Consider the following 20754-nt stretch of genomic DNA (forward strand, 5'->3'; position numbering starts at 1 on the left):
AAAAGCCCACCCCCGCTCCCACCGCCGACCAAGAGATGAAAACCTTCATTGACGGCCTGATGGCCAAAATGACGCAGGAAGAGAAAATCGGCCAGCTCAACTTGGTGTCGGTGGGGTTCGACGTAACCGGCCCGGTGGTGAGCAAGGACGTGGACGCCAACATCCGCAAGGGGCTGGTAGGCGGGGTGTTCAACACCTTCACGCCGGTGGCGGTGCGCAAGCTGCAGGAAATGGCCCTGAAAGAGTCGCGGCTGCACATTCCGCTCATGTTTGGCTATGATGTCATTCACGGGCACCGCACCATTTTCCCCATTCCGCTGGGGCTGGCAGCCAGGCGGGACCTCAAGGCCATTGAGCAAAGCGCCCGCATCGCCGCCGAGGAATCGACGGCTGACGGCCTGGATTGGGTATTTTCGCCCATGGTCGACATTGCCCGCGACGCCCGCTGGGGCCGCGTGGCCGAAGGCGCCGGCGAAGACCCCTACCTCGGCTCGCAAATAGCCCGCGCCATGGTGCGCGGCTACCAGGGCCCCGGCAACGACCTCACCAAGGACAACACCGTGATGGCCTGCCTGAAGCACTTCGCCCTCTACGGCGCCGCCGAGGCCGGCCGCGACTACAACACCACCGACATGAGCCGGCAGCGCATGTACAACGAGTACCTGCCGCCCTACAAGGCCGCCATCGACGCCGGCGTGGGCTCGGTGATGTCGTCCTTCAACGACATCAACGGCACGCCCGCCACCGGCAACAAGTGGCTGATGACCGACTTGCTGCGCCGCCAGTGGGGCTTCAAGGGCTTTGTGGTAACGGACTACACCGCCATCAACGAGATGATGGAGCACGGCGTGGGCAACGCGGCCCAGGTATCGGCCCTGGCCCTGAACGCGGGCATCGACCAAGACATGGTGGGCGAAATCTTCCTGAAAAACGCAGCCCAGAACCTAAAAAGCGGCGCCGTGAGCAAGGCCCAGCTCGATGCCGCCTGCCGCCGCATTCTCGAAGCCAAGTACAAGCTCGGCTTGTTCCAGGACCCCTACCGTAACGTGAGCCCGGCGCGCGCCACCAGCACCCTGATGAAGCCCGAATTCATCGCCGCCGCCCGCGACATTGCCCGCAAGAGCCTGGTGCTGCTCAAGAACGAGCGCAGCGCCCTGCCGCTGAAAAAGAACAGCAGCATTGCCCTCATCGGCCCGCTGGCCAACCGCCAGCGCGACGTCATTGGCAACTGGAGCGGCGCCGGCGACTGGAAGCAGGCCGTATCGGTAGAACAGGGCCTGCGCGCCGCAGCACCCGGCCTGAAAATCACCTACGCCAAGGGCGCCAACATTGCCGACGATGCCCAGATGCTGGAACGCCTGCAGGCCCACGGCGGCGACCTGGAGCTCGACAAACGCTCTTCCGAAGACATGATACGCGAAGCCGTGCAAGTGGCCCAGGCCGCCGACGTGGTAGTGGCCGTGGTGGGCGAGTCGCAGGGCATGACCGGTGAGGCCGCCAGCCGTGCCGACATCGGCCTGCCCGGCCAGCAGCCTGGAACTGCTCAAGGCCCTGAAAAAGACCGGCAAGCCGCTGGTGCTCGTGCTTATGAACGGCCGCCCCCTCACGCTGGCCTGGGAAAACCAGAACGCCGACGCCATCCTCGAAACTTGGTTTGCGGGCACCCAGGCCGGCCACGCCATTGCCGATGCGCTGTTCGGCGCCTACAACCCGAGTGGCAAAATCACGGCCACCTTCCCGCAGGTGGTGGGCCAGGTGCCCATTTACTACAACCACAAGAGCACCGGGCGCCCCTACGCCGGCACCGACAAGCTCGACAAGTACAAATCGCGCTACCTCGACGTGAGCAATGAGCCCCTTTACCCCTTCGGCTACGGCTTGAGCTACACCACCTTCAGCTACGGCAAGCCCGCGCTCAGCAAAGCCACTATCGGCCCCGCCGAAACGCTGGAAGTGAAAGTGACGGTGCAGAACACGGGGCAGTACGACGGCGAAGAAGTAGCTCAGCTCTACCTCCGCGACGTGGTGGGCTCCATCAGCCGGCCAGTGAAGGAGCTCAAGGGCTTCCAGAAGGTGCTGCTGAAAAAGGCGAAAGCAAGACCCTCACCTTCCGCCTCACCCCCAACGACATGAAGTTCTACAACGACGACCTGAAGTGGGTAGCCGAGCCCGGCGACTTCCAGGTATTTGTGGGCGGCAACTCGCGCGACGTGCAGATGGCCGCCTTTAAGCTGCAGTAGTATGGTTCAGCCCAACCGGAAGGCCTAGGAAGTGTTAACAGTCACGGAGCCACAAAACGGTCGCCGCCAAATGAACAAAGGCCAAGAAATGCGCATCGAGCTTGTCGTAACGGGTGGCCACGCGGCGAAACTGCTTGAGGCGGCTGAAGAGTCGCTCGACGGGGTGGCGCTGGGCGTAGCGGGCCGCGTCGTAAGCCCGCGGGGTGCGGCGCTTGCACCGGGGCGGAATCACGGCGCAGGTGCCGCGGGCGGCGAGCGCGGCCACGAGCGGGTCGGAATCGTAGCCGCGGTCGGCGACGAGGTGCGTCGGGGCCAGCCCCTCGAGCAGCGGCAAGGCCTGCGGGGCGTCGTGGCGCTGGCCGGCTGTCAGCCGGCAGCGCACAAGCCGCCCCTGCGCATCGGCGGCCACGTGCAGCTTGCTGGTCAAGCCGCCGCGGCTGCGCCCGAGGGCTTGCGGTCCGTTTTTGCGCGCGCCGCTCGCGTGCTGGTGGGCCCGCACGGTGGTCGAATCGACCAGCAGCGTGTGCAGCGCGTCGTCCTGCTGCACGGCCGCCAGCACCCGGGCCCACACGCCGGACGCGGCCCAGCGCTGGAAGCGCGTGTACGTCGTGTGCCAGTTGCCCCATTCGGCCGGCAAGGCCCGCCAGCGGCAACCGTTGCGCGTCAACCAGAGCACCGCCTCCACGAAACGCCGGTTGTCGTGGCCCCGGCCCCCGCTCGTGCCTTCTCGACCCGGCAGCAGGGGCGCGATGCGTGCCCACTGCGCTTCCGTTAGCAGAAAATCCATGCTCCAATTTACTTCTCACTGTTAACACTTCCTAGTGCCTTAAAACATAAAAAGCCCCGTTTGCAGATTGCAAACGGGGCTTTTTCTTGTACCAGAGACGGGAATCGAACCCGTACTTCCTTACGGAAACGACATTTTAAGTGTCGCGTGTCTACCTATTCCACCACTCCGGCTCTTGCCTGGTTTTTGCCCCGATAATTTTCAGTCTGGGCATGGCAGTTGGGGCAAAGCAACCGCAAGTTAGCAAGACGATGGTCGTTATTCACGCCGTTGATATGATGGAGCTCCAAGGGGATAGGACTACCCTGCCACTCGGCCAGCTGACACTGCTCACAGCGGCGCTCTTTCAATTCGTGCGTAATCAACCGGTTGCGCAAACGGAAGCTTGATGTGTAGGTCGAGTTTTCAACCAATATCCCCTCCCAAGAAAAAGGTTTGCTTAACGGTCGAAAACGCGGCCCGACGTTCCAGGCGCTTCCGGTAAAGTGGCCGGTAGACAATCCCAGGCGCATGATGCGGGTGCGAACGGTTTTGTAGTTTCCGCCTGCCGCGACCAGTCCCAGGTGGTGGATAACCTGCGCTATCGATAAGGATTGAGCCACCACTTGGGCAAACGCTTCATCGGTAAGCGTGGCTTTACGCAGAGCAGCCATTGGGGAAAAGCTATAAACAAAAAACGCTGCTCGATGAGCAGCCTTTTTTGAATTCTTGGAGCGGGAGACGAGGTTCGAACTCGCGACCTCGACCTTGGCAAGGTCGCGCTCTACCAACTGAGCTACTCTCGCGGGAGGTTCATTGCTACTTTCATAGCGCTGAATGGTGCGACAAAGGTAAGGTGATTTTTTGGCGACGCAAGTGCTAAGGGTGGAAATTTTTACTCCACGGGCCTTTTCCGTTCATTTTCAGCCTCTAAAATTTACGCCTTGCCCAAGGTTAGCTTCAATTCGTTCAACTTCATCAGTGCTTCAATTGGGGTCAGGGTATTAATGTCGAGGTGCTGGAGCAGCTCGCGGATGCGTTCCAGGGCCGGGTCTGAGGGCTCAAACATGCTGAGCTGCACGGTGGGCCGTGGCGCCGTGGCCACGGCCGAGGTAGCCCGCGGGCGCGGAATGGCAGCTTCAGCTTCGGGCTCTGACCCGGCGGCTGGCACCGCCATGCGGCTTTTGGCGCTGCGCGAGCCGTTGCTCAAGTCGTCGAGCAGATCGTCAAACTCAGTCGGAAGGGCGTCTTCGGCGCCGGCGCTGGTGCGCTCCACTTCGAGGTGGTGCATGATTTCGTTGGCCCGCAGCACCACCGAGTGGGGCATGCCGGCCAGCCGGGCCACATGGATGCCGAAGCTGTGCTCAGAGCCGCCGGCCTGCAGCTTGCGCAAAAACAGGATGCGGCCGTCGGCCTCCTTCACGGCCACGTTGTAATTGCGCACCCGGGGGCACTCGTCAGCCAGCTGGTTGAGCTCGTGGTAGTGCGTGGCAAACAGCGTTTTGGCCTTGGCTTTGGGGTTGTTGTGCAGGTGCTCCACAATGGCCCAGGCAATGCTGATGCCGTCGTAGGTGCTGGTGCCACGTCCGATTTCATCCATCAGCACCAGGCTGCGGTCCGAGAGGTTGTTGAGGATGGAGGCCGTTTCGGTCATCTCCACCATGAAGGTGCTTTCGCCCTTGCTCAGGTTGTCGGAGGCGCCCACGCGGGTGAAAATCTTGTCGATAATGCCCACCGTAGCGGCATCGGCGGGCACGAAGGAACCGATTTGGGCCAGCAGCACGATGAGGGCCGTCTGGCGCAGCAGGGCCGATTTGCCGGCCATGTTGGGCCCGGTAATTACCACAATCTGCTGCTCGTCCTGGTTGAGGCAGATGTCGTTGGGGATGTAGCTCTCACCGGGCGGCAACTGGCGCTCAATCACGGGATGGCGGCCGGCGCGAATGTCGAGCACGGTGCCGTCGTTCACCACGGGCTGCACGTAGCGCTGCTGCCGCGCCGTGAGGGCAAAGCTGGCCAGGCAGTCCATCACGCCAATGGCGCGGGCGTTCTGCTGAATGTGGGGCACAAAGTCCAGCGCGGCCAGCACCAAATCGGTGTAGATGCGCTGCTCAATGGCGAAAAGCTGCTCCTCGGCGTTGAGGATTTTCTCCTCGTAGGTTTTCAGCTCCTCGGTCACGTAACGCTCGGCGTTCACCAGCGTTTGCTTGCGAATCCAGGAAGCCGGCACCTTGTCTTTGTGCGCGTTCGTCACTTCCAGATAGTAGCCGAACACCTTGTTATAGGCCACTTTCAGCGACGAAATACCAGTATTGCGCTGCTCGCGCACTTGCAGCTGCAGCAGGTAGTCTTTGCCCGAAAAGGCCAGCGCTCGCAATTCATCCAGCTCCGGGTCGATGCCGGTATTCAGTACACCGCCCTGGTTGGTGAGCAAGGGCGCGTCGGGCTTGATTTTGGCCAGGATTTCCTGGCGCAGGTTGGTGCAGGGGTTGAGCTGGTCGGCCAGCTTTACGAGGGCCTTCACACCGGAGGCGGCCAGCCGCTCGCGCATGGGCGCAATGGCTTCCAGGGCGCGGGCCAGCTGCAGCAGGCTCGCGTGGGTTCACGCGGCGCACAGCCACCTTGCTGATGAGACGCTCGAGGTCGTTTATCTGGCGCAGGTGCATGGTGAGGTCGCCCAGCAGCTCTTCGTCGGCTACGAGCGCAGCTACGGTATCGAGGCGGCGCTGAATCTGGCTTACTTCCTTCAGGGGCAGCACTATCCACTTGCGCAGCAGGCGGGCACCCATGGGCGTCAACGTCTGGTCGAGTACGTCGATGAGGGGCACGCCGCCGGGGTGCTGGGCGTGCACCAGCTCCAGATTGCGCACCGTGAAGCGGTCCAGCCACACGTACTTGTCTTCTTCCAGGCGGCCCAGGGCGGCCACGTGGCCCAGGTCGGAGTGCTTGGTTTCGGCGAGGTAGTGCAGGATGCAGCCGGCGGCCACGATGCCCTCCTTCAGGGTATCGACCCCAAAGCCTTTCAGCGAAGTGGTTTTGAAGTGCCGGGTGAGGGTGTCGTGGGCGTAGTCGTTGCCGAAGACCCACTCATCCAGCGCGTACGTGCAGAAATCGGGGCCAAAATGCTGCTCAAACTCGCTGCGGCTTTTCTTGCAAAACAGCACCTCAGCGGGACTAAAATTCTGCAGCAGCTTGCCCAGGTAGTCGAGCGTGCCCTGGGCCACCAGGAACTCGCCGGTGCTGATATCCAGAAAGGAAATGCCGGCTTCGGATTTGCCGAAGTGGATGGCGGCGAGGTAGTTGTTGGCCCGGCGTTCGAGCACGTTGTCGTGCATGCTCACACCGGGCGTTACCAGGCTCGGTGATGCCGCGCTTCACGAGGCCCTTGGCCAGCTTGGGGTCTTCGAGTTGGTCGCAGATGGCCACGCGCTGGCCGGCGCGCACCAGCTTGGGCAGGTAGTTGTCGAGGGCGTGGTGGGGAATCCCGCCAGAGCAATTTCGTTGGGGGTGCCGCCGCCGCGCTTGGTGAGCGTGATGTCGAGAATGCGGGCGGCCGTGACGGCGTCCTCGCCGAAGGTTTCGTAGAAGTCGCCCACCCGGAACAGGAGCACCGCGCCAGGGTGCTGCTGCTTGAGCAGGTAGTACTGCTTCATCAGCGGCGTATCGACCGGCGAGCCCGGGGTGATGTGGTCGGGCCCAACGGACTTGATAACGAACTCTTTCTTGGGTGCGGCGGGTGCAGACAAAGCGAAAAACCTGTAGGAACGTGCCTCGGCGCGTTCAATCGTTGGAGAAAAGCCGCGCCACTGGGCAGCCGCTTTTCGTGAGAAGAATATCCAGCCAGCGGCGTCCTCTTGGCTGCCCTTGCCAACACCCAACGCGCCCGGACGCGTTCCGATGGGTAGTTGGCGCGGCACCGAAGTACCTTTGGGCATGAGAAAACTCACGATGGCCGAGCTAAACCGGGTGGCGGTAGCTGACTTCAAAAGTACGCCCAAAAGCCCGGTGGTATTGGTGCTGGACAACGTGCGGAGCATGCACAACGTGGGCGCCATTTTCCGCACCGCCGACGCGTTTGCCCTAGAGAAAATCTGGCTCTGCGGCATCACCCCGCGCCCGCCGCACCGCGAAATCACCAAGACGGCGCTGGGCAGCGAAGAGTCCATGGCCTGGGAATACGCCCCGGAAACCATGGCCGCCGTAGCCGCGCTGAAAGAGGCCGGCTACCAGGTAGTGGCCGTGGAGCAAACCACGGGCAGCGTGACGCTGCCCAACTTCCAGCCGGAGCCGGGCCGGCCGCTGGCGCTGGTGCTCGGCAACGAGGTTTTTGGCGTGGATGATGCCGTGCTGGCCCTCTGCGACCTGGCCGTGGAAATCCCGCAGTTTGGCACCAAGCACTCGCTCAATGTGGGCGTGGCCGCGGGTGTCGTGCTCTGGGATGCGCTGGTGAAGCTGGGCGTGGTGTAAAATTGAGTTGGCCCGTTAGTGACATTGGGCCGGTTCGCTGTTATCATCCTATGAACCCCGACTCCTCTCCTGCCGCCTTCACTCGGCCCGAAGCTGCGCTGCTAGCCTTGCGCCCCACCGTGGCCGCTGCCCAGCCCACCGATGGCCCCGCCTCCACCGTGGGCGAATTCTTGCACGCCAGCCTGCGGCCGGTGCTCAAGTTGCAGAACAACCTGCTCCTGGCCGTAGTGGCCGACTTCGTGCTCGACCACCACATGCTCTTAGCCAAAGCCAGCCCAACCGACCAGCAGCGGCAACTCGCCGAATTGCTGGGCCGCAATACCAAGCTGCGCTACACGGTAATTGGGCTAATAACCGGCTGCTTCACCGACGAAGAATATGCCTTCTACCGCCAGCACCGCGCCGAGCTCAACCGCCGGTTGCTGGAGCTAGCCCAGCGGCGCGTGCTCGACCAAGCGGCCGCTGTAGTGACCTTAGCAACGGCTGTCGCGGCCAGCTAGGCTCTTCGCGGGCAACTACTGGGCTTCGGAATTGCCCCAGAATGTTCAGTTATTGGCCCTAGTCGTACTGCGAGTCGCGCAGCACCACGGGCTTGGCTTTCTTGCGCAGGCGCAGGTTGAGCATCTCCACGGTCAGCGAGAAGGCCATGGCGAAGTAGAGGTAGCCTTTTTCGACTTCCTTGTGGGAGGCTTCCATCACCAGCATAAAGCCAATCATGATGAGGAAAGACAGCGCCAGCATCTTGATGGTGGGGTTGTTGTTCACGAAATTGGCCACCGCACCGCTGAAGGCCAGCATGATGCCCATGGCAAAAATCACGGCCGCAATCATCACCAGCACGTTGTCTACCAGGCCCACGGCGGTCAGAATCGAGTCGAAGCTGAAGACGATGTCGATGATGATGATTTGCAGGATGATGCTCGCCATGGTGGCGCCCTTGCGCCCGGCGCCGTCTTCGTGCTCCTCCTCGCCCTGCAGCTTGGTATGAATCTCGGTGGTGCTCTTGTACATGAGGAACAGGCCGCCGGCCATCAGAATGATGTCGCGCCCGGTCACGCCAAACGGCACGTCCAGCCACGGAAACGGCAGGTCGAACAACGGGTCCCGCAAGCCCACAATCCAGGAGATGCTCAGCAGCAGCCCAATGCGGAACACCAGCGCCAGCATCAGGCCGATGGTCCGGCCCCGGGCCTGCTCGCTTTCCGGCAAGCGGCTTACGACAATGGAAATAAAAATGATGTTGTCGATACCCAGCACGATTTCCATGAACGTGAGGGTGAGTAAGCTAACCCAAGTGGCGGCGTGGGCGAAGGCTCCGAAATCGTACACAGTTTTCTAAAAAGAATGAGGAATGAGGAATGAAAAATGAGGAATGAAGAATTGTGAACGGGGAATTCTTCATTCCTCATTATGCAAAGCGTGCTTTAGCTTTTCATGTTTACAAATTGCAGCGGCAGGCCAATGTCGGTCTTGCGCAGCACGGCTATGGCGGCCTGCAAATCGTCGATTTTTTGGCGGTTACCCGCACCTGGTCGTCCTGCATCTGCGCTTCTACTTTCACCTTGGCGTCTTTGATGGCCTTGATGATTTTGCGACCAAACTCTTTGTCGACGCCGGCACGCACCTTGATGGTTTTCTTTACCAGGGTGCCGCTGGCTTGCTCGTCGGCCGAGAAGTCGAGGCTGGTGCCGTCGATGCCCTGCTTCACCACACGGCCCAGCAGAATATCCTCCAGGGCCTTGAGGCGCATAGAGTTTTCGGAGGATAGCAGGATAGTGTTTTCCTTCTTATTCAGCTCAATACCGCCTTTGGTGTCGCGCAGGTCGTAGCGGGTTTGCAATTCTTTTTGGGCCGTATTCACCGCGTTTTCCAAGGTTTGCGGGTCTACTTTGCTCACGATGTCGAAGGATGCCATAGCGGGGTGGGGCGTAGTTTTGGAATGAGTAACCGGCGTGGGCCGGGGCGTAAAGGTAAACGCCCCGCTCCCACCAGAGTTGCGTCACGGCCCTATCTCCTTGCGCATGCCTGCACCCGCCCCCGTTCGCCCGCCCCGTACCCCCGCCGAGTGGGACGCCTACTACCAGCCTGCGCTACGCCGTGCTGCGCCAGCCGTGGCAGCAGCCCCGGGGCTCGGAGCGCGTGCCGGCCGATGATGAGCCCGGTACCATCCACGCCCTGCTACTGGCCAACGAGGCCGCTGAGCCTCCGGTAGCCCTGGCCGTGGGCATGCTGCAGCCCACCACGGCCAACCAGGGCCAGGTGCGCTTTATGGCGGTGGCGCCGGAGGCGGCCGGCACGGGCCTGGGCCGCCGGATAATGGCCGCGCTGGAAGCTCAGGCGCGGGCGGCGGGCCTTACCGAGATTGTGCTGCACTCGCGGGAGGCAGCCGTAGGGTTCTACCAGCGGTTGGGCTACACGGTGGTGGAGCCGTCGCACACGTTGTTCGGCGTGATTCCGCATTTTCTCATGCGCAAGCAGCTATGACGGGAAGAACAATGTAGAGACGCATACTTGCGTCTCGGCGTTGAACGATGACGGCCAGATGATACCCGTACGGCGCGGACGACGAGACGCAAGTATGCGTCTCTACCTCGTTCTGAAACTCCTTTCTAGAACTTCTCGCGGCCCAGCCACAGGTCGGCGTAGAGGCGAAAGTCGCCAAGCAACGAAAACCACGGGTGCTGGAACGTAGCCGGCCGGTTGTGCTCCACGAAGAAGTGCCCCACCCAGGCCAGGCCATATGCCGCCACGATGCCCGCCGGCAGCCAGCCCCACCGCCCGGTAACCACCAGCATGACCAGGCAAATCAGAAACAGCGTGGTGCCCACAAAGTGCAGCACCCGCGTGCCGCGCCGGCTGTGCTCGCGCAAGTAGCGCGGATAAAACTCGGCGAAAGTGAGCGGCAAAGCAGACATGGCAGAGAACAAAAAGCGGTGGATAAACGGCACGGCCGGCCGCGCCTGGCCCAAGTTCGGGGATTGGCACCGATTTTTACCAAACTTGCCAGCCCAACCCGGCATTTAGTCCTTTCAGCCCGCACCCGTGCCCGAAACCCCACCCTCTGCCCGCCCCCTGCCCGAACTCGCTACCATGGTGGCGGCCTACAACCAAATGAACAGCTACGGCCGCGTCAACGGCATGACCCTGACCGTGCAAGATGCCGGCCAGGCCGAGTACCGCATGACCATCCGCGACGAGCACCTGTCCTCGCCCAACACCTGCCACGGCGGCGTGCTCGCGGGCCTTATGGACGCGGCCCTGGGCGCGGCGGCCCTCTCGCTGGCCTTCACCAGCCTGGAGTTCGTCTCTACGGTTGAATTCAAAATGAATTACCTGCACGCCGTGCATCTGCACGATGTACTGGTGGCCAAAGCTCTGGTCGACCACGCCGGCAACAAGCTGGTGGTGAGCAGCTGCGTGATTTACCGGGTGGCCGAAGGCAAAGCCGACGTGGCCGTGGCCCGCGGCCTGGGCACCTTCAACCGCTACCCAGCCAACAAGCGCGACTTCGCCAAGCTGGTGATGCAGCAGTAGCTCAAGCTGAGCTATTTGCACAGACCACAAAAAAGCCCGGCTCCATCAGGAGCCGGGCTTTTACATTCATCAAATTGTAGCGGTACTTACAGTTCCGCGGTGGCGGCGTGCACGCTTACGGGCTCGTACTCGTCTTCAATGTCGCTGAGCTGCGGCGCGGTGACTTTGCGTACGTTGCGGGCGCAGTCTTCGTCGCGGTGGTTGCGGCCCACGGTGAACTCCACCCAGTCGCCTTCGCGCAGGTCGTTGAAGTCGCCCTCGGTGAGGTCGGCGTAGCTGAAGAACAGGTTGTTGGGGGGCATTACTACGAAGCCAAAACCGTTTTTCAGGTTTTTGATGGTGCTCATGCCCATGGTGCCCACGGGGCCGGCGGCGGTGGGGCCGGTGGGCCGCACGAGTTTGGGGGCCGAAGGCGTGCTCGGGGCAAAAGCGGCCGGCTCGGACTGGTTCACGAACAGGGCTTCCACTACTTCGTCCTGGGCCTGCAAGCCGCGGTCGATGACGTCGTGCATGGCCACCGGGTAGGTTACCTGCTCCAAAAGCTGCTGCGAGGCGCGCGTTACGCGGGTTTCGCCTTTGAAGTCTTCGTACTTGAAATCCCAGTTGAGCAGCATCACGCGGGTGCCCACGGTGTTGAGCTTGCGGATGAGGGGCACGTAGTCGCTGTCGCCGGCGATGAGCACCACTACGTCGAGGGTTTTGTGCAGAGCTAGCTCAAGTGCCTCCAGGGAGAGCCACACGTCGATGCCTTTTTCCTGCAGGCGGCCGTCGCGGGTTTTCAGGGCCATGTAGTGCGTTTGCACGCCCAGGTTCATCAGAATGTCGTCGAGCAGGCGGTCGTGGAACAGGCGGTCCTTGTCGCGGGCTTCGGTGGCGGAGAGGCGGCCGCGGAAGAAATGGGCATCGGTAATCTGCGCCAGGCGCACGTCCACATCCTCTTCCTCAGCTACTTGATGGCGTATATACTCGTGTAATCCTTCCAGGCTGATGCGGGCCTTGCGTTCGTGCTGGAAATAATAATAGTCGCTAATTTTTAAGAAATAGTTGCCGTCATAGAAGACACCAACCCGAATTAAGGGGCTGTTCATCTGATTCATGGTAATGGTTGTAAGTAAAGTTAGAAAAGTGTTTTAGGTTGGACAAACAGGATGGATGGGTAGAATCGACACGAAACCACGATGCAATTGCATCTATTTCAAGCTCATGACAATCGGAATAGGACTATCTTCGACGGCAACGCAGCCTTAATGGCGTGGCAGTTCCCGGGGTATGTTACGTTAATTGCTGACCTTATTGAATGCCAGATGGCTTAGCTGATTGAATACGCTGGATAATAACCCGAATCAATACTAACACTACCTTAATAAACTGGCATATCTGCTGCGAAGCTAATGGTATTGGCTGACTTATGCAACAGTACGCCCCTTCAGGCAAGAGTGCAATACGGTGCTACCGCCACGGCACGGCCGCTTAAAACCCCATCCGGCCGATTACCAGACCCAGGACCAACAGTCCGTAGCCGGCGCAAATGGCGATTTCCAGCATATTCCCGGTAGCCGAGCCGGTGCTGATAAGGGGAATTTTAAACGAATAGTCCCACAGCGGCAAAAACCATCTAACCCCGGCTTTAGTGAGACTATCGGCCACTAAGTGAGATGCGTACCCGCTGCCGGCGAACAAGGCCACGCCGTGCCAGCCGAGGTGCTGGTCGGCCAGGTAGCCGATGTACGTCCAGAGGGCCGTGGCCCAGATGGTGTGCGTCCAGGAGCGGTGCGACGTGAAGGGCGCCAGCGCCACAAACGTTCCCAGCAAACTAAGCCACAATTGCTCGGTGTAGAGGCCGGCTACCACGGTGCCCAACCCGGTGAACAGCAGCGCCAGCCGCCGGGCCGAGCCGCCCTGCATGCCCACCCCGATTAGTCCAAAGGCCAGCGCCACGGTATAGTACAACCGCTGCTCGGAGCCCGGCCGTAGCTGCAGGTAGGCGTAGGCGGCCAGCAGCAGCGCCCCGGCGGCAAAGGCCCAGCGCACGTAGTTCTGAGTAAAGCCCAGGCGCTTGCTTAGGCGGCTGTCGGGGTGGTCGAGGTCGGGGGCCAGGCTGGAAAAGCCAGCCAGGGCAATGCCGGGCAGCGAAAACGGAATGCCGGGCACCAGCCCCGCAACGGCCACGCCGGTAATGAGGCCAATGGCCAGGTGAGAAGAGCCGCGCATGAAAGGGAAACAGTTGAGCTAATACGAATACGAAGCTACTGCCCGCGGTAGCCAGCCCACGGCACGCAGCGCGGCGCCCGGCGAACGGAACGGTGGGCACCAGGGATTCCCAAGATTCTTAGCTTTGCCGGGCGAGCCAGCTCAAGTGGGGAAACCTTCGTTGCGGCTCTGCTGTATTCTCCCCGCAGCCCGACCGGAACTTCTCCTGGCCGGGCTACTCTATTTGTCCCGCACCAGTCCCTATATTCTGTGCAAGTAGCTGACTTTCTTCGCCTCTACCGTCTTTCCCCGGAGCTGCAAACCCTGGCTTCGCGCCTGCGCGCGGCCGCCAAGCCCGACCCCGGCAGCGTGCGCCTGCACCTGCGCGGCTTGGTGGGCAGCCAGGATGCGGTAGTGGCGGCGGCCGTGGCCCACGCCCAGCACCCGCACGTGTTCGTGCTGCACGACAAAGACGAGGCGGCCTATTTCCTGTCCGATTTGCAGCACCTGCTGCCGGAGGGGCCCGAGGCGCTGCTGTTTCCCAGCTCCTACAAGCGCCCGTACCAGTTCGACGAGACCGAAAACGCCAACGTGCTGATGCGCGCGGAGGCCCTGAACCGGCTCAACACGACCCGCGCGGCCGCCACGGGCAACAGCGTGTTCATTGTGACGTACCCCGAGGCGCTGACCGAGAAGGTTATCAACCGGCAGAGCTTGGTGAAGAATACCTTCAACGCCAAGGTGGGCGACAAGCTGGACGTGAATTTCCTGGGCGAGCTGCTGGGCGAATACGACTTCGAGAAGACGGATTTTGTGTATGAAGCCGGTCAATACGCCGTGCGCGGCGGCATTGTGGACGTGTTCAGCTACGCCAATGAGTTGCCGTTTCGACTTGAGCTATTCGGCGATGAAATCGAGAGCATCCGCACGTTCAATCCCGAGACGCAGCTCTCGGTGGAGCCGCGGCCCAGCATCAGCATCATCCCGAACGTACAAACCAAGATGCTGACCGAAACGCGGGAGGCCTTCTTCGAATTCCTGCCCCGTACGGCCTGTATTTGGGCCAAAGACGTGCGCCAGACGCTGGACGTGGTGACGGAACTGTACGAAAAATCCGAGGCCAACTTCCAGCAGATGCTGAGCGAGGCCGGCGGCATGCAAATCGTGAGCAAGCCATCCGACTTATTCGAGTCGGGCAAGAATTTCAAGAAGCTACTCGATGAATTCGCGGTAGTGGAATTTGGCAAGCGCTTTCACTTCAAAAACGCCGAGACCTTTCAGTTTTCGGCCAAGCCCCAGCCCAGTTTCAATAAGGAGTTTGAGCGGATGGTGAAGAACCTGAAGGAGAACCAGCTCCGCGGCTTCACCACCATCATCACCGCCGACACGGTACGCCAGGCCGACCGGCTCCGGACCATTTTCGACGAGGCTCGACAACAACGTCAAGTTTCAGCACCTGCTGCTGGCCTTGCGCGAAGGCTTTATTGATGAGCAGCTTGAGCTGGCCGTGTACACCGACCACCAGCTGTTTGAGCGCTACTACCGGGCCCAGGAAACGCGGAAGTTCTCCAAGAAGAAAGCGCTGACGCTGCGCGAGCTGAAGACGTTGCAGCCCGGCGACTACGTGACGCACCAGGACTACGGCATCGCGCGCTTCGCAGGGCTGACGCAGGTGGAAATCAACGGGCAGATTCAGGAAGCCATTCGGCTGGTATACCGCGACGACGACTTGCTCACGGTAAGCATTCACTCGCTGCACAAGATTGCCAAGTACAGCGGCGCCGAGGGCTCCCCGCCGACCATGAGCAAATTGGGCTCGCCGGAGTGGGAGAACAAGAAACGGTCGGTTAAGAAGAAGGTCAAGGACATCGCGGCCGACCTCATCCGGCTGTATGCCAAGCGCAAGACCGCGCCGGGCTTCGCGTTTTCGCCCGATGGCTTTATGCAGGCCGAGCTGGAATCGAGCTTCATTTATGAGGACACGCCCGACCAGGCCAAGGCCACCGAGGACGTGAAACAGGACATGCAGCAGCCCCACCCCATGGACCGGCTTATCTGCGGCGACGTGGGTTTTGGCAAGACGGAAATCGCCATCCGGGCGGCCTTTAAAGCCGTGGCCGATGGCAAGCAGGCCGCCGTGCTGGTGCCGACCACCATCCTGGCCATGCAGCACTACAAGACCTTCCGGGACCGGCTGGCGACCCTGCCCGTGACGGTGGAGTACATCAACCGGTTTAAGTCGACCAAGCAGATAAAGGAAACCCTGCAGCGCGTAGCCGAGGGCAAAACCGACATTCTCATCGGCACGCACCGACTCACCAACAAGGACATCAAGTTCAAGGACCTGGGCCTGCTCATTATTGACGAAGAGCAGAAGTTCGGCGTGAAAACCAAGGACAAGCTCAAGGAGCTGAAAGTGAACGTGGACACGCTCACGCTTTCGGCCACGCCGATTCCGCGCACGCTGCACTTCTCGCTGATGGGTGCCCGCGATTTGAGCGTGATTGCCACGCCGCCGCCCAACCGCCAGCCGGTGAGCACGGAGCTGCACGTGTATGACGAAATCCTGATTCGCGACGCGGTGTCGCGGGAGCTCAAGCGCGGCGGGCAGGTGTTTTTCGTGCACAACCGCGTGAAGGACATTGAGGAAATGGCCAACACCATCCTGCGGCTCGTGCCCGATGCCAAAATCACCTACGCCCACGGGCAGATGGAGGGCGAGATGCTGGAAAAGCGCATGATGAAGTTCGTGGAAGGCGAGTACGACGTGCTGGTATCCACCAACATCATCGAAAGCGGGCTCGACATCCCCAACGCCAACACAATCATTATCAACCGCGCCCACCTGGCCGGCCTCTCCGACCTGCACCAGATGCGCGGCCGCGTGGGCCGCTCCAACCGCAAGGCCTACTGCTACCTGCTCACACCGCCCGTGGCTCAACTTCCGGCCGACGCCCGCAAGCGCCTGAGTACGCTGGAAGAGTTTTCGGACCTAGGCGCGGGCTTCAACGTGGCCATGCGCGACCTCGACATTCGCGGTGCCGGCAACCTGCTCGGCGGCGAACAAAGCGGCTTCATCAACGATTTGGGCTACGAGACCTACCACCAGATTCTGGACGAGGCGGTGCAGGAACTCAAGGAAACCGAGTTCCGCGATTTGTTCCTCGGCGACTCCAACCAGCGCCTGCAGCAGGCCGCCGGCGCGGGCCGCATTCAGGAATGCAACGTGGAGACCGACCAGCAGGTGCTCATCCCGGAGAAGTACGTGAGCAACGTGTCGGAGCGCCTGCAGCTCTACGCCAAGCTCGACCGCGCCCAGAAGCCCGAGGAGCTGCGCAAGCTGCTCACCAGCATGGTGGACCGGTTTGGGCCGCTACCGCCCGAAGTGGAGCAGGCTGGCCGACATCGTGCGGCTGCGCTGGCAGGCCTGCCACGTGGGCTTCACGAAAATCACCCTCAAGCGCGACACGCTGAAAGGCTTCCTGCCGGCTGACGACGACCACAAAGCCTATTTCCAGGGCGAGCAGTTCGGCACCATCCTCAACTACGTGCAAACGCACTCGCGCACGGCCAGTCTGAAGGAGAAAAAGGAGCAGCTGATTGTGACGTTTGAGGAGGTGCGCTCCATCCAGCAGGCCAAGCGTGTGCTCAGTGAGCTGGGCAGTGAGGAGGCCGTAGCGGTATAACCTGAGCGTTGAAGGATGTGCTGGTTGAGAGCCAGACGGGCGACCTGAGCTAAAAAACAGCTAACTGCCTTATGGCCCGTCGTGCCCCGGCCTGAACTTGCAGCACATACAAGCCGGGAGCTAGTCCAGCCAACGAAAGCTCGTGGCGCAGGGCTTCAGCTGCCGGCAGTGTAATGGCGCGAAAGCGCACGAGCCGGCCCATTGCATCACGGAGGACAAGCGTAGCCTGCGAAGTGCCTGGAACGGGCGGTACCACAACCGTTGTGCTCGAATGGGCCGGGTTGGGGTATAGCATCACGCCCGGCAGCGGACTGGCAGCAGTTGAGCTGGTCAGCACAGGGTCGGCCAGGGCTGCGAGGAAGCCACCGGAACCGGGAAGCGTGAGCTCGCCAAACCTGGCAGCCGGTGCACCCACATTGCCGCTTACATATACGCGCGCCTTGGTAGCGGCAACGGCCATGCCCACGTCATTGCCATTGCTCCCGGCACGCAGCGCCCAGGCGAAATTGCCGGTGTCGGTAAGCTTGGTTACAAAGACATCGGAGCCAGGGGGTACCACTGCCGGTATTGATAAGGGTCGTGCTGCCAAACCTGGCCGTGTCGCTGCTGAAATCTCCCGCCACGTACACATCCGTCCCTCTTACGGCTATGCTCCGGGCATAATCGTTGGCGGTTCCGCCGGCGTGCTGGCCCCAGACGAAATTACCGGTGTCGGTAAGCTTGGTTACGAACACATCCGTGCCAATGCCGGCATTGGCGAGGGTGGTGCTGCCAAGTGGTAGAATGTCCGTATTAAAAAAGCCCGTCACATACACGTTGGTTCCGTTGACCGCCAGCGCCGAGACCAACTCATCTCTGGAGCCGCTGATGCGCTGGGCCCATGCGAAGGTGGCACTGGTTCCCGCATCCGTAATCTTGCCCACAAAGCCATCAGCGCCGCCGCCATTGGCGAGGCCTTGGCTCTCAAGATTCACCGTTGGGCCACCGAACCACCCCGCTACATATATGCTGTTGCCGCTTGCTGCCAGCGCAAGGCTCTGCTCGCTACCCGCAGCTCCCCTTATGTGCTGGGCCCAAACCACGCTGGCACTGCTCCCGGAATCGGTGAGCTTGGCTACGAATGCATCCGTTGTGTTGTCAGGGCCGAAGTTTAGAAAACGGTTGGTTCCCAGCAGCGTGTAAATGCCTTCGAAGTACCCCGTGATGTAAATGCTACTCCCGCTCACGGCCATTGCCGTGGCAAAGTCTCCCCAGGCACTACCGGCGCGCTGAGCCCAGACAAAGCTGGACGTAGAACCCTCGTCCGTGAGTTTCGCCACGAATAAATCGGAGCTCGTTGAGCCAGGCACAATGCTGCTGCTGTTAAATAGAGTCGTGGCCCCAAAACTGGCTGTTGGGCTCAGAAACTCACCAAATACGTACACGTTCGTTCCACTCACAGCTATTGCCATGGCTCGCTCAGCATGGGCACCACCCGCCCGCTGGGCCCAGATAAAGGCATTTGTGAAGGGACTCCACTTGGCCACAAAAACATCCGGGGCATCGGTCTGGCTGGTCAGGGTAATGCTGCCAAAACTGGCCGTGCCCTGGAAGAACCCCGCCACGTACACATTGCCGTTATCATCGACAGCCGTAGCCATCGTGCTAGCCGGGAAGCCGACTGCCGTTTGCCAAGCCGGAGCAGCCTGCCCCTTCGCCCTTCCAATTGCCGCCAGCCCCAGCAGTACACAAAAAGCCAGGCGCCAACCGCCGGCAACCAACGCACGAAGGAAAGACTGAACCATGATAATATACTAATAAGCATTACCTATCTCCAATCGCAGAGCCCCTATTAAATTTAATTCACGCCTCTTTTATATGCAACCTGAACTATGTAACTAGTCCCACGCGGCACCATCCTCAACTACGTGCAGACGCACTCGCGCACGGCCAGCCTGAAGGAGAAAAAGGAGCAGGCTCATCGTCACGTTTGATGAAGTGCGCTCCATTCAGCAGGCCAAGCGTGTGCTCAGTGAGCTGGGCAGTGAGGAGGCCGTAGCGGCGTAAGCTGAGCGGCAGGATTTTTACCAACAGTTGAGCCGGAATGCCGTAAGACTCAGTAATCTTTTCGCATTTCCACTCCTATCCGTTTTTATGAAAGAGCTCCTTGTTCTGGCCGTATTGGCTGCTAGCATTACCACGGCTTCGGCCCAGACGCCGCGGTCCCGCGCCGGGTCCCACTCGGCCACCGAGCGTGAATCGGGCCGTACTTCGGCCAGCCCACCGGCCAGCCCCACTACTGTGTCGCCCAACTACTCGGCAGGCAAAGGCACGCGCACCGGCCGCAAAACCGATACCACTCCCGCCACGGGCCCCACCCGGGCTTCGCGCTCGAGCTCCGGCACCAAAACCCGCGGGCAGAGCAAGCCCACCGGCAGCGGCAACATCGAAAGCATGAGCAAAACCGAACCCGCCGGCCCCAAACCCAAGAAATAAGCGGCGGCTACTCCCTGAAGCAAACCCGGCCCGGCGCAACTGCACCGGGCCGGGTTTATTTTTGCCCGTTGGGGGTTGTGCATTTTTCGTTTGCTTATGAAAAACATTGTGCTTGCGTTGTTATTCTTGGCCATGGCTTTTTCCGCCGTGGGTCAAACGCGTTTCAATCCTGCCTTGAAGCAAGAATTGGATAGCATTTATGTAGTCGACCAAAAGTGGCGAAGCTTGCTCTTCTCCCCGCGCACCGAGCACAAAACCGATTCGTTGGCCACAACCTTGGGAGTGAGGAAAGATGCGCTCGGCAATTATTTGGCCCAGCAAATGCTCCGCACAGATTCCTCTAACCAAGTACGGGTGCGGGCCATTCTGAAGCAGTACGGCTACCCCGGTAAGACGCTCGTGGGCGAGCCCACCAACGAGGCCGCGTGGTACGTCATCCAGCATTCCGACAACATCACAAAATACTTGCCCCTCGTAAAAAAGCGGCCAAAAAGGGCGAGCTGCCCTTCCGGCTATACGCCCAAATGCTGGACCGCGAGCTCATGCGCCAGGGCAAAGAGCAGCTCTACGGCACGCAGGCCATGGGCTACAACACCACCAACCACGCCACCGGCCGGCGCGAGCCCCAGCCGCCGTTTGTGTGGCCCATCAAGGATGCGGCCGGCGTGAACGAGCGCCGCCGGAAGGCCGGATTCTCGACCACCGTGGAGCAAAATGCTGCCATTCTAGGCATTCCCTACCGCGTGCTTACGCTGAAAGACGTGGCCCGCATGCCCAAAAATTAATCCGCCGTTATGACCCTCCACTGGACCGTTAAACCCTACGAAGAGCTCACCCTCACCGAACTATACGAGTTGCTGCGGCTGCGCATCGAAGTGTTTGTGGTGGAGCAAAACTGCCCGTTTCAGGACCTTGACCGGCAAGACGATAAAGCCTATCACTTATTGGGCTACACCGAAGACGACGAGCTCGGGGCTTACGCGCGCCTCTTTGACGCCGGCATCAGCTACGAGGAGGTGGCCATTGGGCGGGTGGCCGTGTCGCCGGCCCACCGCGGCAAGGGCTTGGGCCAGGAGCTTATGCAGCAGGCCATTGCCTACTGCGAAGTGCTGTATGGGGCCCAGCCCATCAAGATTGGGGCCCAGCAGTACCTCGAGCGGTTTTACCAAAGCTTCGGCTTTGTGCAGAGCGGCGAAGGCTACCTAGAAGACGGCATACCGCACATGCCCATGGTGCGGGCCTGAAGCGTTTGGGCTACTTAAACCAAAACGCCGGAAAAAGACCGTCATGCTGAGCGAAGTCGAAGCATCTCGCGTGCGGCAGTAACTCAATCGATTGGATTAGTGACTGCACGCGAGATGCTTCGACTTCACTCAGCATGACGGTCTTATTATTA

15 protein-coding genes, 2 tRNA genes and 5 pseudogenes are annotated in these 20754 nt (G+C 60.8%); 10 read left to right on the plus strand and 12 right to left on the minus strand.

Annotated features, from left to right (window positions below):
* Nucleotides 1-68: 68 nt before the first annotated feature.
* Together ACFQT0_RS01290 and ACFQT0_RS01295 are read left to right on the plus strand one after the other, a co-directional pair.
* Nucleotides 69-1502 (plus strand): annotated as a pseudogene (locus ACFQT0_RS01290) (glycoside hydrolase family 3 N-terminal domain-containing protein); the annotation flags it as partial.
* 73 nt (nt 1503-1575) lie between these two features.
* Nucleotides 1576-2240 (plus strand): annotated as a pseudogene (locus ACFQT0_RS01295) (fibronectin type III-like domain-contianing protein).
* A 34-nt stretch (nt 2241-2274) separates the two neighbouring features.
* Here ACFQT0_RS01295 and ACFQT0_RS01300 read toward each other — a convergent pair.
* The 5 genes and pseudogenes from ACFQT0_RS01300 to mutS all read right to left on the minus strand — a co-directional run bounded on the left by ACFQT0_RS01300 (nt 2275) and on the right by mutS (nt 6659).
* Nucleotides 2275-3027 carry an IS5 family transposase gene (locus ACFQT0_RS01300; RefSeq protein ID WP_380199736.1) on the minus strand — a complete coding sequence of 251 codons (753 nt, stop codon included), beginning with the start codon at nt 3025-3027 and terminating at the stop codon, nt 2275-2277.
* 89 nt (nt 3028-3116) lie between these two features.
* A tRNA-Leu gene (locus ACFQT0_RS01305) sits at nt 3117-3200 on the minus strand.
* Nucleotides 3183-3680, minus strand: a complete 498-nt coding sequence (locus ACFQT0_RS01310) for a hypothetical protein (RefSeq protein ID WP_380199738.1) — start codon at nt 3678-3680, stop codon at nt 3183-3185. The genes ACFQT0_RS01305 and ACFQT0_RS01310 overlap by 18 nt, the downstream gene beginning before the upstream one ends.
* Nucleotides 3681-3736: 56 nt before the next feature.
* Nucleotides 3737-3812, minus strand: a tRNA-Gly gene (locus ACFQT0_RS01315).
* Nucleotides 3813-3943: 131 nt separating this feature from the next.
* Nucleotides 3944-6659: pseudogene (mutS, locus tag ACFQT0_RS01320) on the minus strand (DNA mismatch repair protein MutS).
* A 280-nt stretch (nt 6660-6939) separates the two neighbouring features.
* Here mutS and ACFQT0_RS01325 point away from each other — a divergent pair.
* On the plus strand, nt 6940-7473 hold the full coding sequence (locus ACFQT0_RS01325; RefSeq protein ID WP_380199740.1) for an RNA methyltransferase: 534 nt from the start codon (nt 6940-6942) through the stop codon (nt 7471-7473).
* A gap of 50 nt (nt 7474-7523) precedes the next feature.
* Nucleotides 7524-7973 carry a hypothetical protein gene (locus tag ACFQT0_RS01330; protein WP_380199742.1) on the plus strand — a complete coding sequence of 150 codons (450 nt, stop codon included), beginning with the start codon at nt 7524-7526 and terminating at the stop codon, nt 7971-7973.
* A 58-nt stretch (nt 7974-8031) separates the two neighbouring features.
* Here ACFQT0_RS01330 and ACFQT0_RS01335 read toward each other — a convergent pair whose 3' ends face one another.
* Nucleotides 8032-8802 (minus strand): TerC family protein, encoded by a 771-nt coding sequence (locus ACFQT0_RS01335; protein WP_380199744.1) that lies wholly within the window; start codon nt 8800-8802, stop codon nt 8032-8034.
* A 95-nt stretch (nt 8803-8897) separates the two neighbouring features.
* A pseudogene (locus ACFQT0_RS01340) lies at nt 8898-9388 on the minus strand (YajQ family cyclic di-GMP-binding protein).
* Between the two features lie 182 nt (nt 9389-9570).
* On the opposite strand from ACFQT0_RS01340, the gene ACFQT0_RS01345 reads away from it, so the two are divergent.
* Entirely contained in the window at nt 9571-9957 is a 387-nt protein-coding gene (locus tag ACFQT0_RS01345; RefSeq protein WP_380199746.1) for a GNAT family N-acetyltransferase, read from the plus strand.
* 125 nt (nt 9958-10082) lie between these two features.
* Here the strand turns inward: ACFQT0_RS01345 and ACFQT0_RS01350 are convergent, their stop codons facing one another.
* Nucleotides 10083-10388 (minus strand): Mpo1-like protein, encoded by a 306-nt coding sequence (locus tag ACFQT0_RS01350; protein ID WP_380199748.1) that lies wholly within the window; start codon nt 10386-10388, stop codon nt 10083-10085.
* A gap of 127 nt (nt 10389-10515) precedes the next feature.
* On the opposite strand from ACFQT0_RS01350, the gene ACFQT0_RS01355 reads away from it, so the two are divergent.
* Entirely contained in the window at nt 10516-11007 is a 492-nt protein-coding gene (locus tag ACFQT0_RS01355; protein ID WP_380199750.1) for a PaaI family thioesterase, read from the plus strand.
* An 86-nt stretch (nt 11008-11093) separates the two neighbouring features.
* On the opposite strand, the gene ACFQT0_RS01360 is transcribed toward ACFQT0_RS01355, so the two are convergent.
* Both ACFQT0_RS01360 and ACFQT0_RS01365 read right to left on the minus strand, forming a co-directional pair.
* Nucleotides 11094-12104, minus strand: coding sequence for an NYN domain-containing protein (locus tag ACFQT0_RS01360; RefSeq protein WP_380199752.1), 1011 nt, complete (start codon nt 12102-12104; stop codon nt 11094-11096).
* A gap of 373 nt (nt 12105-12477) precedes the next feature.
* Nucleotides 12478-13218 carry a metal-dependent hydrolase gene (locus ACFQT0_RS01365; protein ID WP_380199754.1) on the minus strand — a complete coding sequence of 247 codons (741 nt, stop codon included), beginning with the start codon at nt 13216-13218 and terminating at the stop codon, nt 12478-12480.
* Between the two features lie 249 nt (nt 13219-13467).
* Here ACFQT0_RS01365 and mfd point away from each other — a divergent pair.
* A pseudogene (gene mfd / locus ACFQT0_RS01370) lies at nt 13468-16883 on the plus strand (transcription-repair coupling factor).
* A gap of 49 nt (nt 16884-16932) precedes the next feature.
* On the opposite strand, the gene ACFQT0_RS01375 reads toward mfd, so the two are convergent.
* Entirely contained in the window at nt 16933-17343 is a 411-nt protein-coding gene (locus tag ACFQT0_RS01375) for a T9SS type A sorting domain-containing protein (protein WP_380205879.1), read from the minus strand.
* 7 nt (nt 17344-17350) lie between these two features.
* A complete protein-coding gene (locus ACFQT0_RS01380; RefSeq protein WP_380199756.1) occupies nt 17351-18523 on the minus strand; it encodes a hypothetical protein in 1173 nt (390 codons plus the stop codon).
* Nucleotides 18524-19016: 493 nt separating this feature from the next.
* On the opposite strand from ACFQT0_RS01380, the gene ACFQT0_RS01385 reads away from it, so the two are divergent.
* From ACFQT0_RS01385 to ACFQT0_RS01395, 3 genes are all read left to right on the plus strand, one after another.
* A complete protein-coding gene (locus ACFQT0_RS01385; protein ID WP_380199758.1) occupies nt 19017-19358 on the plus strand; it encodes a hypothetical protein in 342 nt (113 codons plus the stop codon).
* A 524-nt stretch (nt 19359-19882) separates the two neighbouring features.
* On the plus strand, nt 19883-20143 hold the full coding sequence (locus ACFQT0_RS01390; protein WP_380199760.1) for a hypothetical protein: 261 nt from the start codon (nt 19883-19885) through the stop codon (nt 20141-20143).
* Nucleotides 20144-20152: 9 nt separating this feature from the next.
* Nucleotides 20153-20602 carry a GNAT family N-acetyltransferase gene (locus ACFQT0_RS01395; RefSeq protein ID WP_380199762.1) on the plus strand — a complete coding sequence of 150 codons (450 nt, stop codon included), beginning with the start codon at nt 20153-20155 and terminating at the stop codon, nt 20600-20602.
* Nucleotides 20603-20754: the final 152 nt, after the last annotated feature.

It is taken from the genome of Hymenobacter humi, from assembly GCF_042665855.1.
GTDB classification, from domain to species: domain Bacteria; phylum Bacteroidota; class Bacteroidia; order Cytophagales; family Hymenobacteraceae; genus Hymenobacter; species Hymenobacter humi.

Excerpts from the sequence above, each read along its gene's own strand:
- ACFQT0_RS01310 (WP_380199738.1), bottom strand. The coding sequence starts at position 3,680 with ATGGCTGCTCTGCGTAAAGCCACGCTTACCGATGAAGCGTTTGCCCAA.
- ACFQT0_RS01380 (WP_380199756.1), bottom strand. The coding sequence starts at position 18,523 with ATGGCTACGGCTGTCGATGATAACGGCAATGTGTACGTGGCGGGGTTC.
- ACFQT0_RS01330 (WP_380199742.1), top strand. The coding sequence starts at position 7,524 with ATGAACCCCGACTCCTCTCCTGCCGCCTTCACTCGGCCCGAAGCTGCG.
- ACFQT0_RS01350 (WP_380199748.1), bottom strand. The coding sequence starts at position 10,388 with ATGTCTGCTTTGCCGCTCACTTTCGCCGAGTTTTATCCGCGCTACTTG.
- ACFQT0_RS01325 (WP_380199740.1), top strand. The coding sequence starts at position 6,940 with ATGAGAAAACTCACGATGGCCGAGCTAAACCGGGTGGCGGTAGCTGAC.
- ACFQT0_RS01395 (WP_380199762.1), top strand. The coding sequence starts at position 20,153 with ATGACCCTCCACTGGACCGTTAAACCCTACGAAGAGCTCACCCTCACC.
- ACFQT0_RS01390 (WP_380199760.1), top strand. The coding sequence starts at position 19,883 with ATGCTGGACCGCGAGCTCATGCGCCAGGGCAAAGAGCAGCTCTACGGC.
- ACFQT0_RS01365 (WP_380199754.1), bottom strand. The coding sequence starts at position 13,218 with ATGCGCGGCTCTTCTCACCTGGCCATTGGCCTCATTACCGGCGTGGCC.
- ACFQT0_RS01360 (WP_380199752.1), bottom strand. The coding sequence starts at position 12,104 with ATGAATCAGATGAACAGCCCCTTAATTCGGGTTGGTGTCTTCTATGAC.
- ACFQT0_RS01385 (WP_380199758.1), top strand. The coding sequence starts at position 19,017 with ATGAAAGAGCTCCTTGTTCTGGCCGTATTGGCTGCTAGCATTACCACG.
- ACFQT0_RS01375 (WP_380205879.1), bottom strand. The coding sequence starts at position 17,343 with ATGGCCGTTGCCGCTACCAAGGCGCGCGTATATGTAAGCGGCAATGTG.
- ACFQT0_RS01300 (WP_380199736.1), bottom strand. The coding sequence starts at position 3,027 with ATGGATTTTCTGCTAACGGAAGCGCAGTGGGCACGCATCGCGCCCCTG.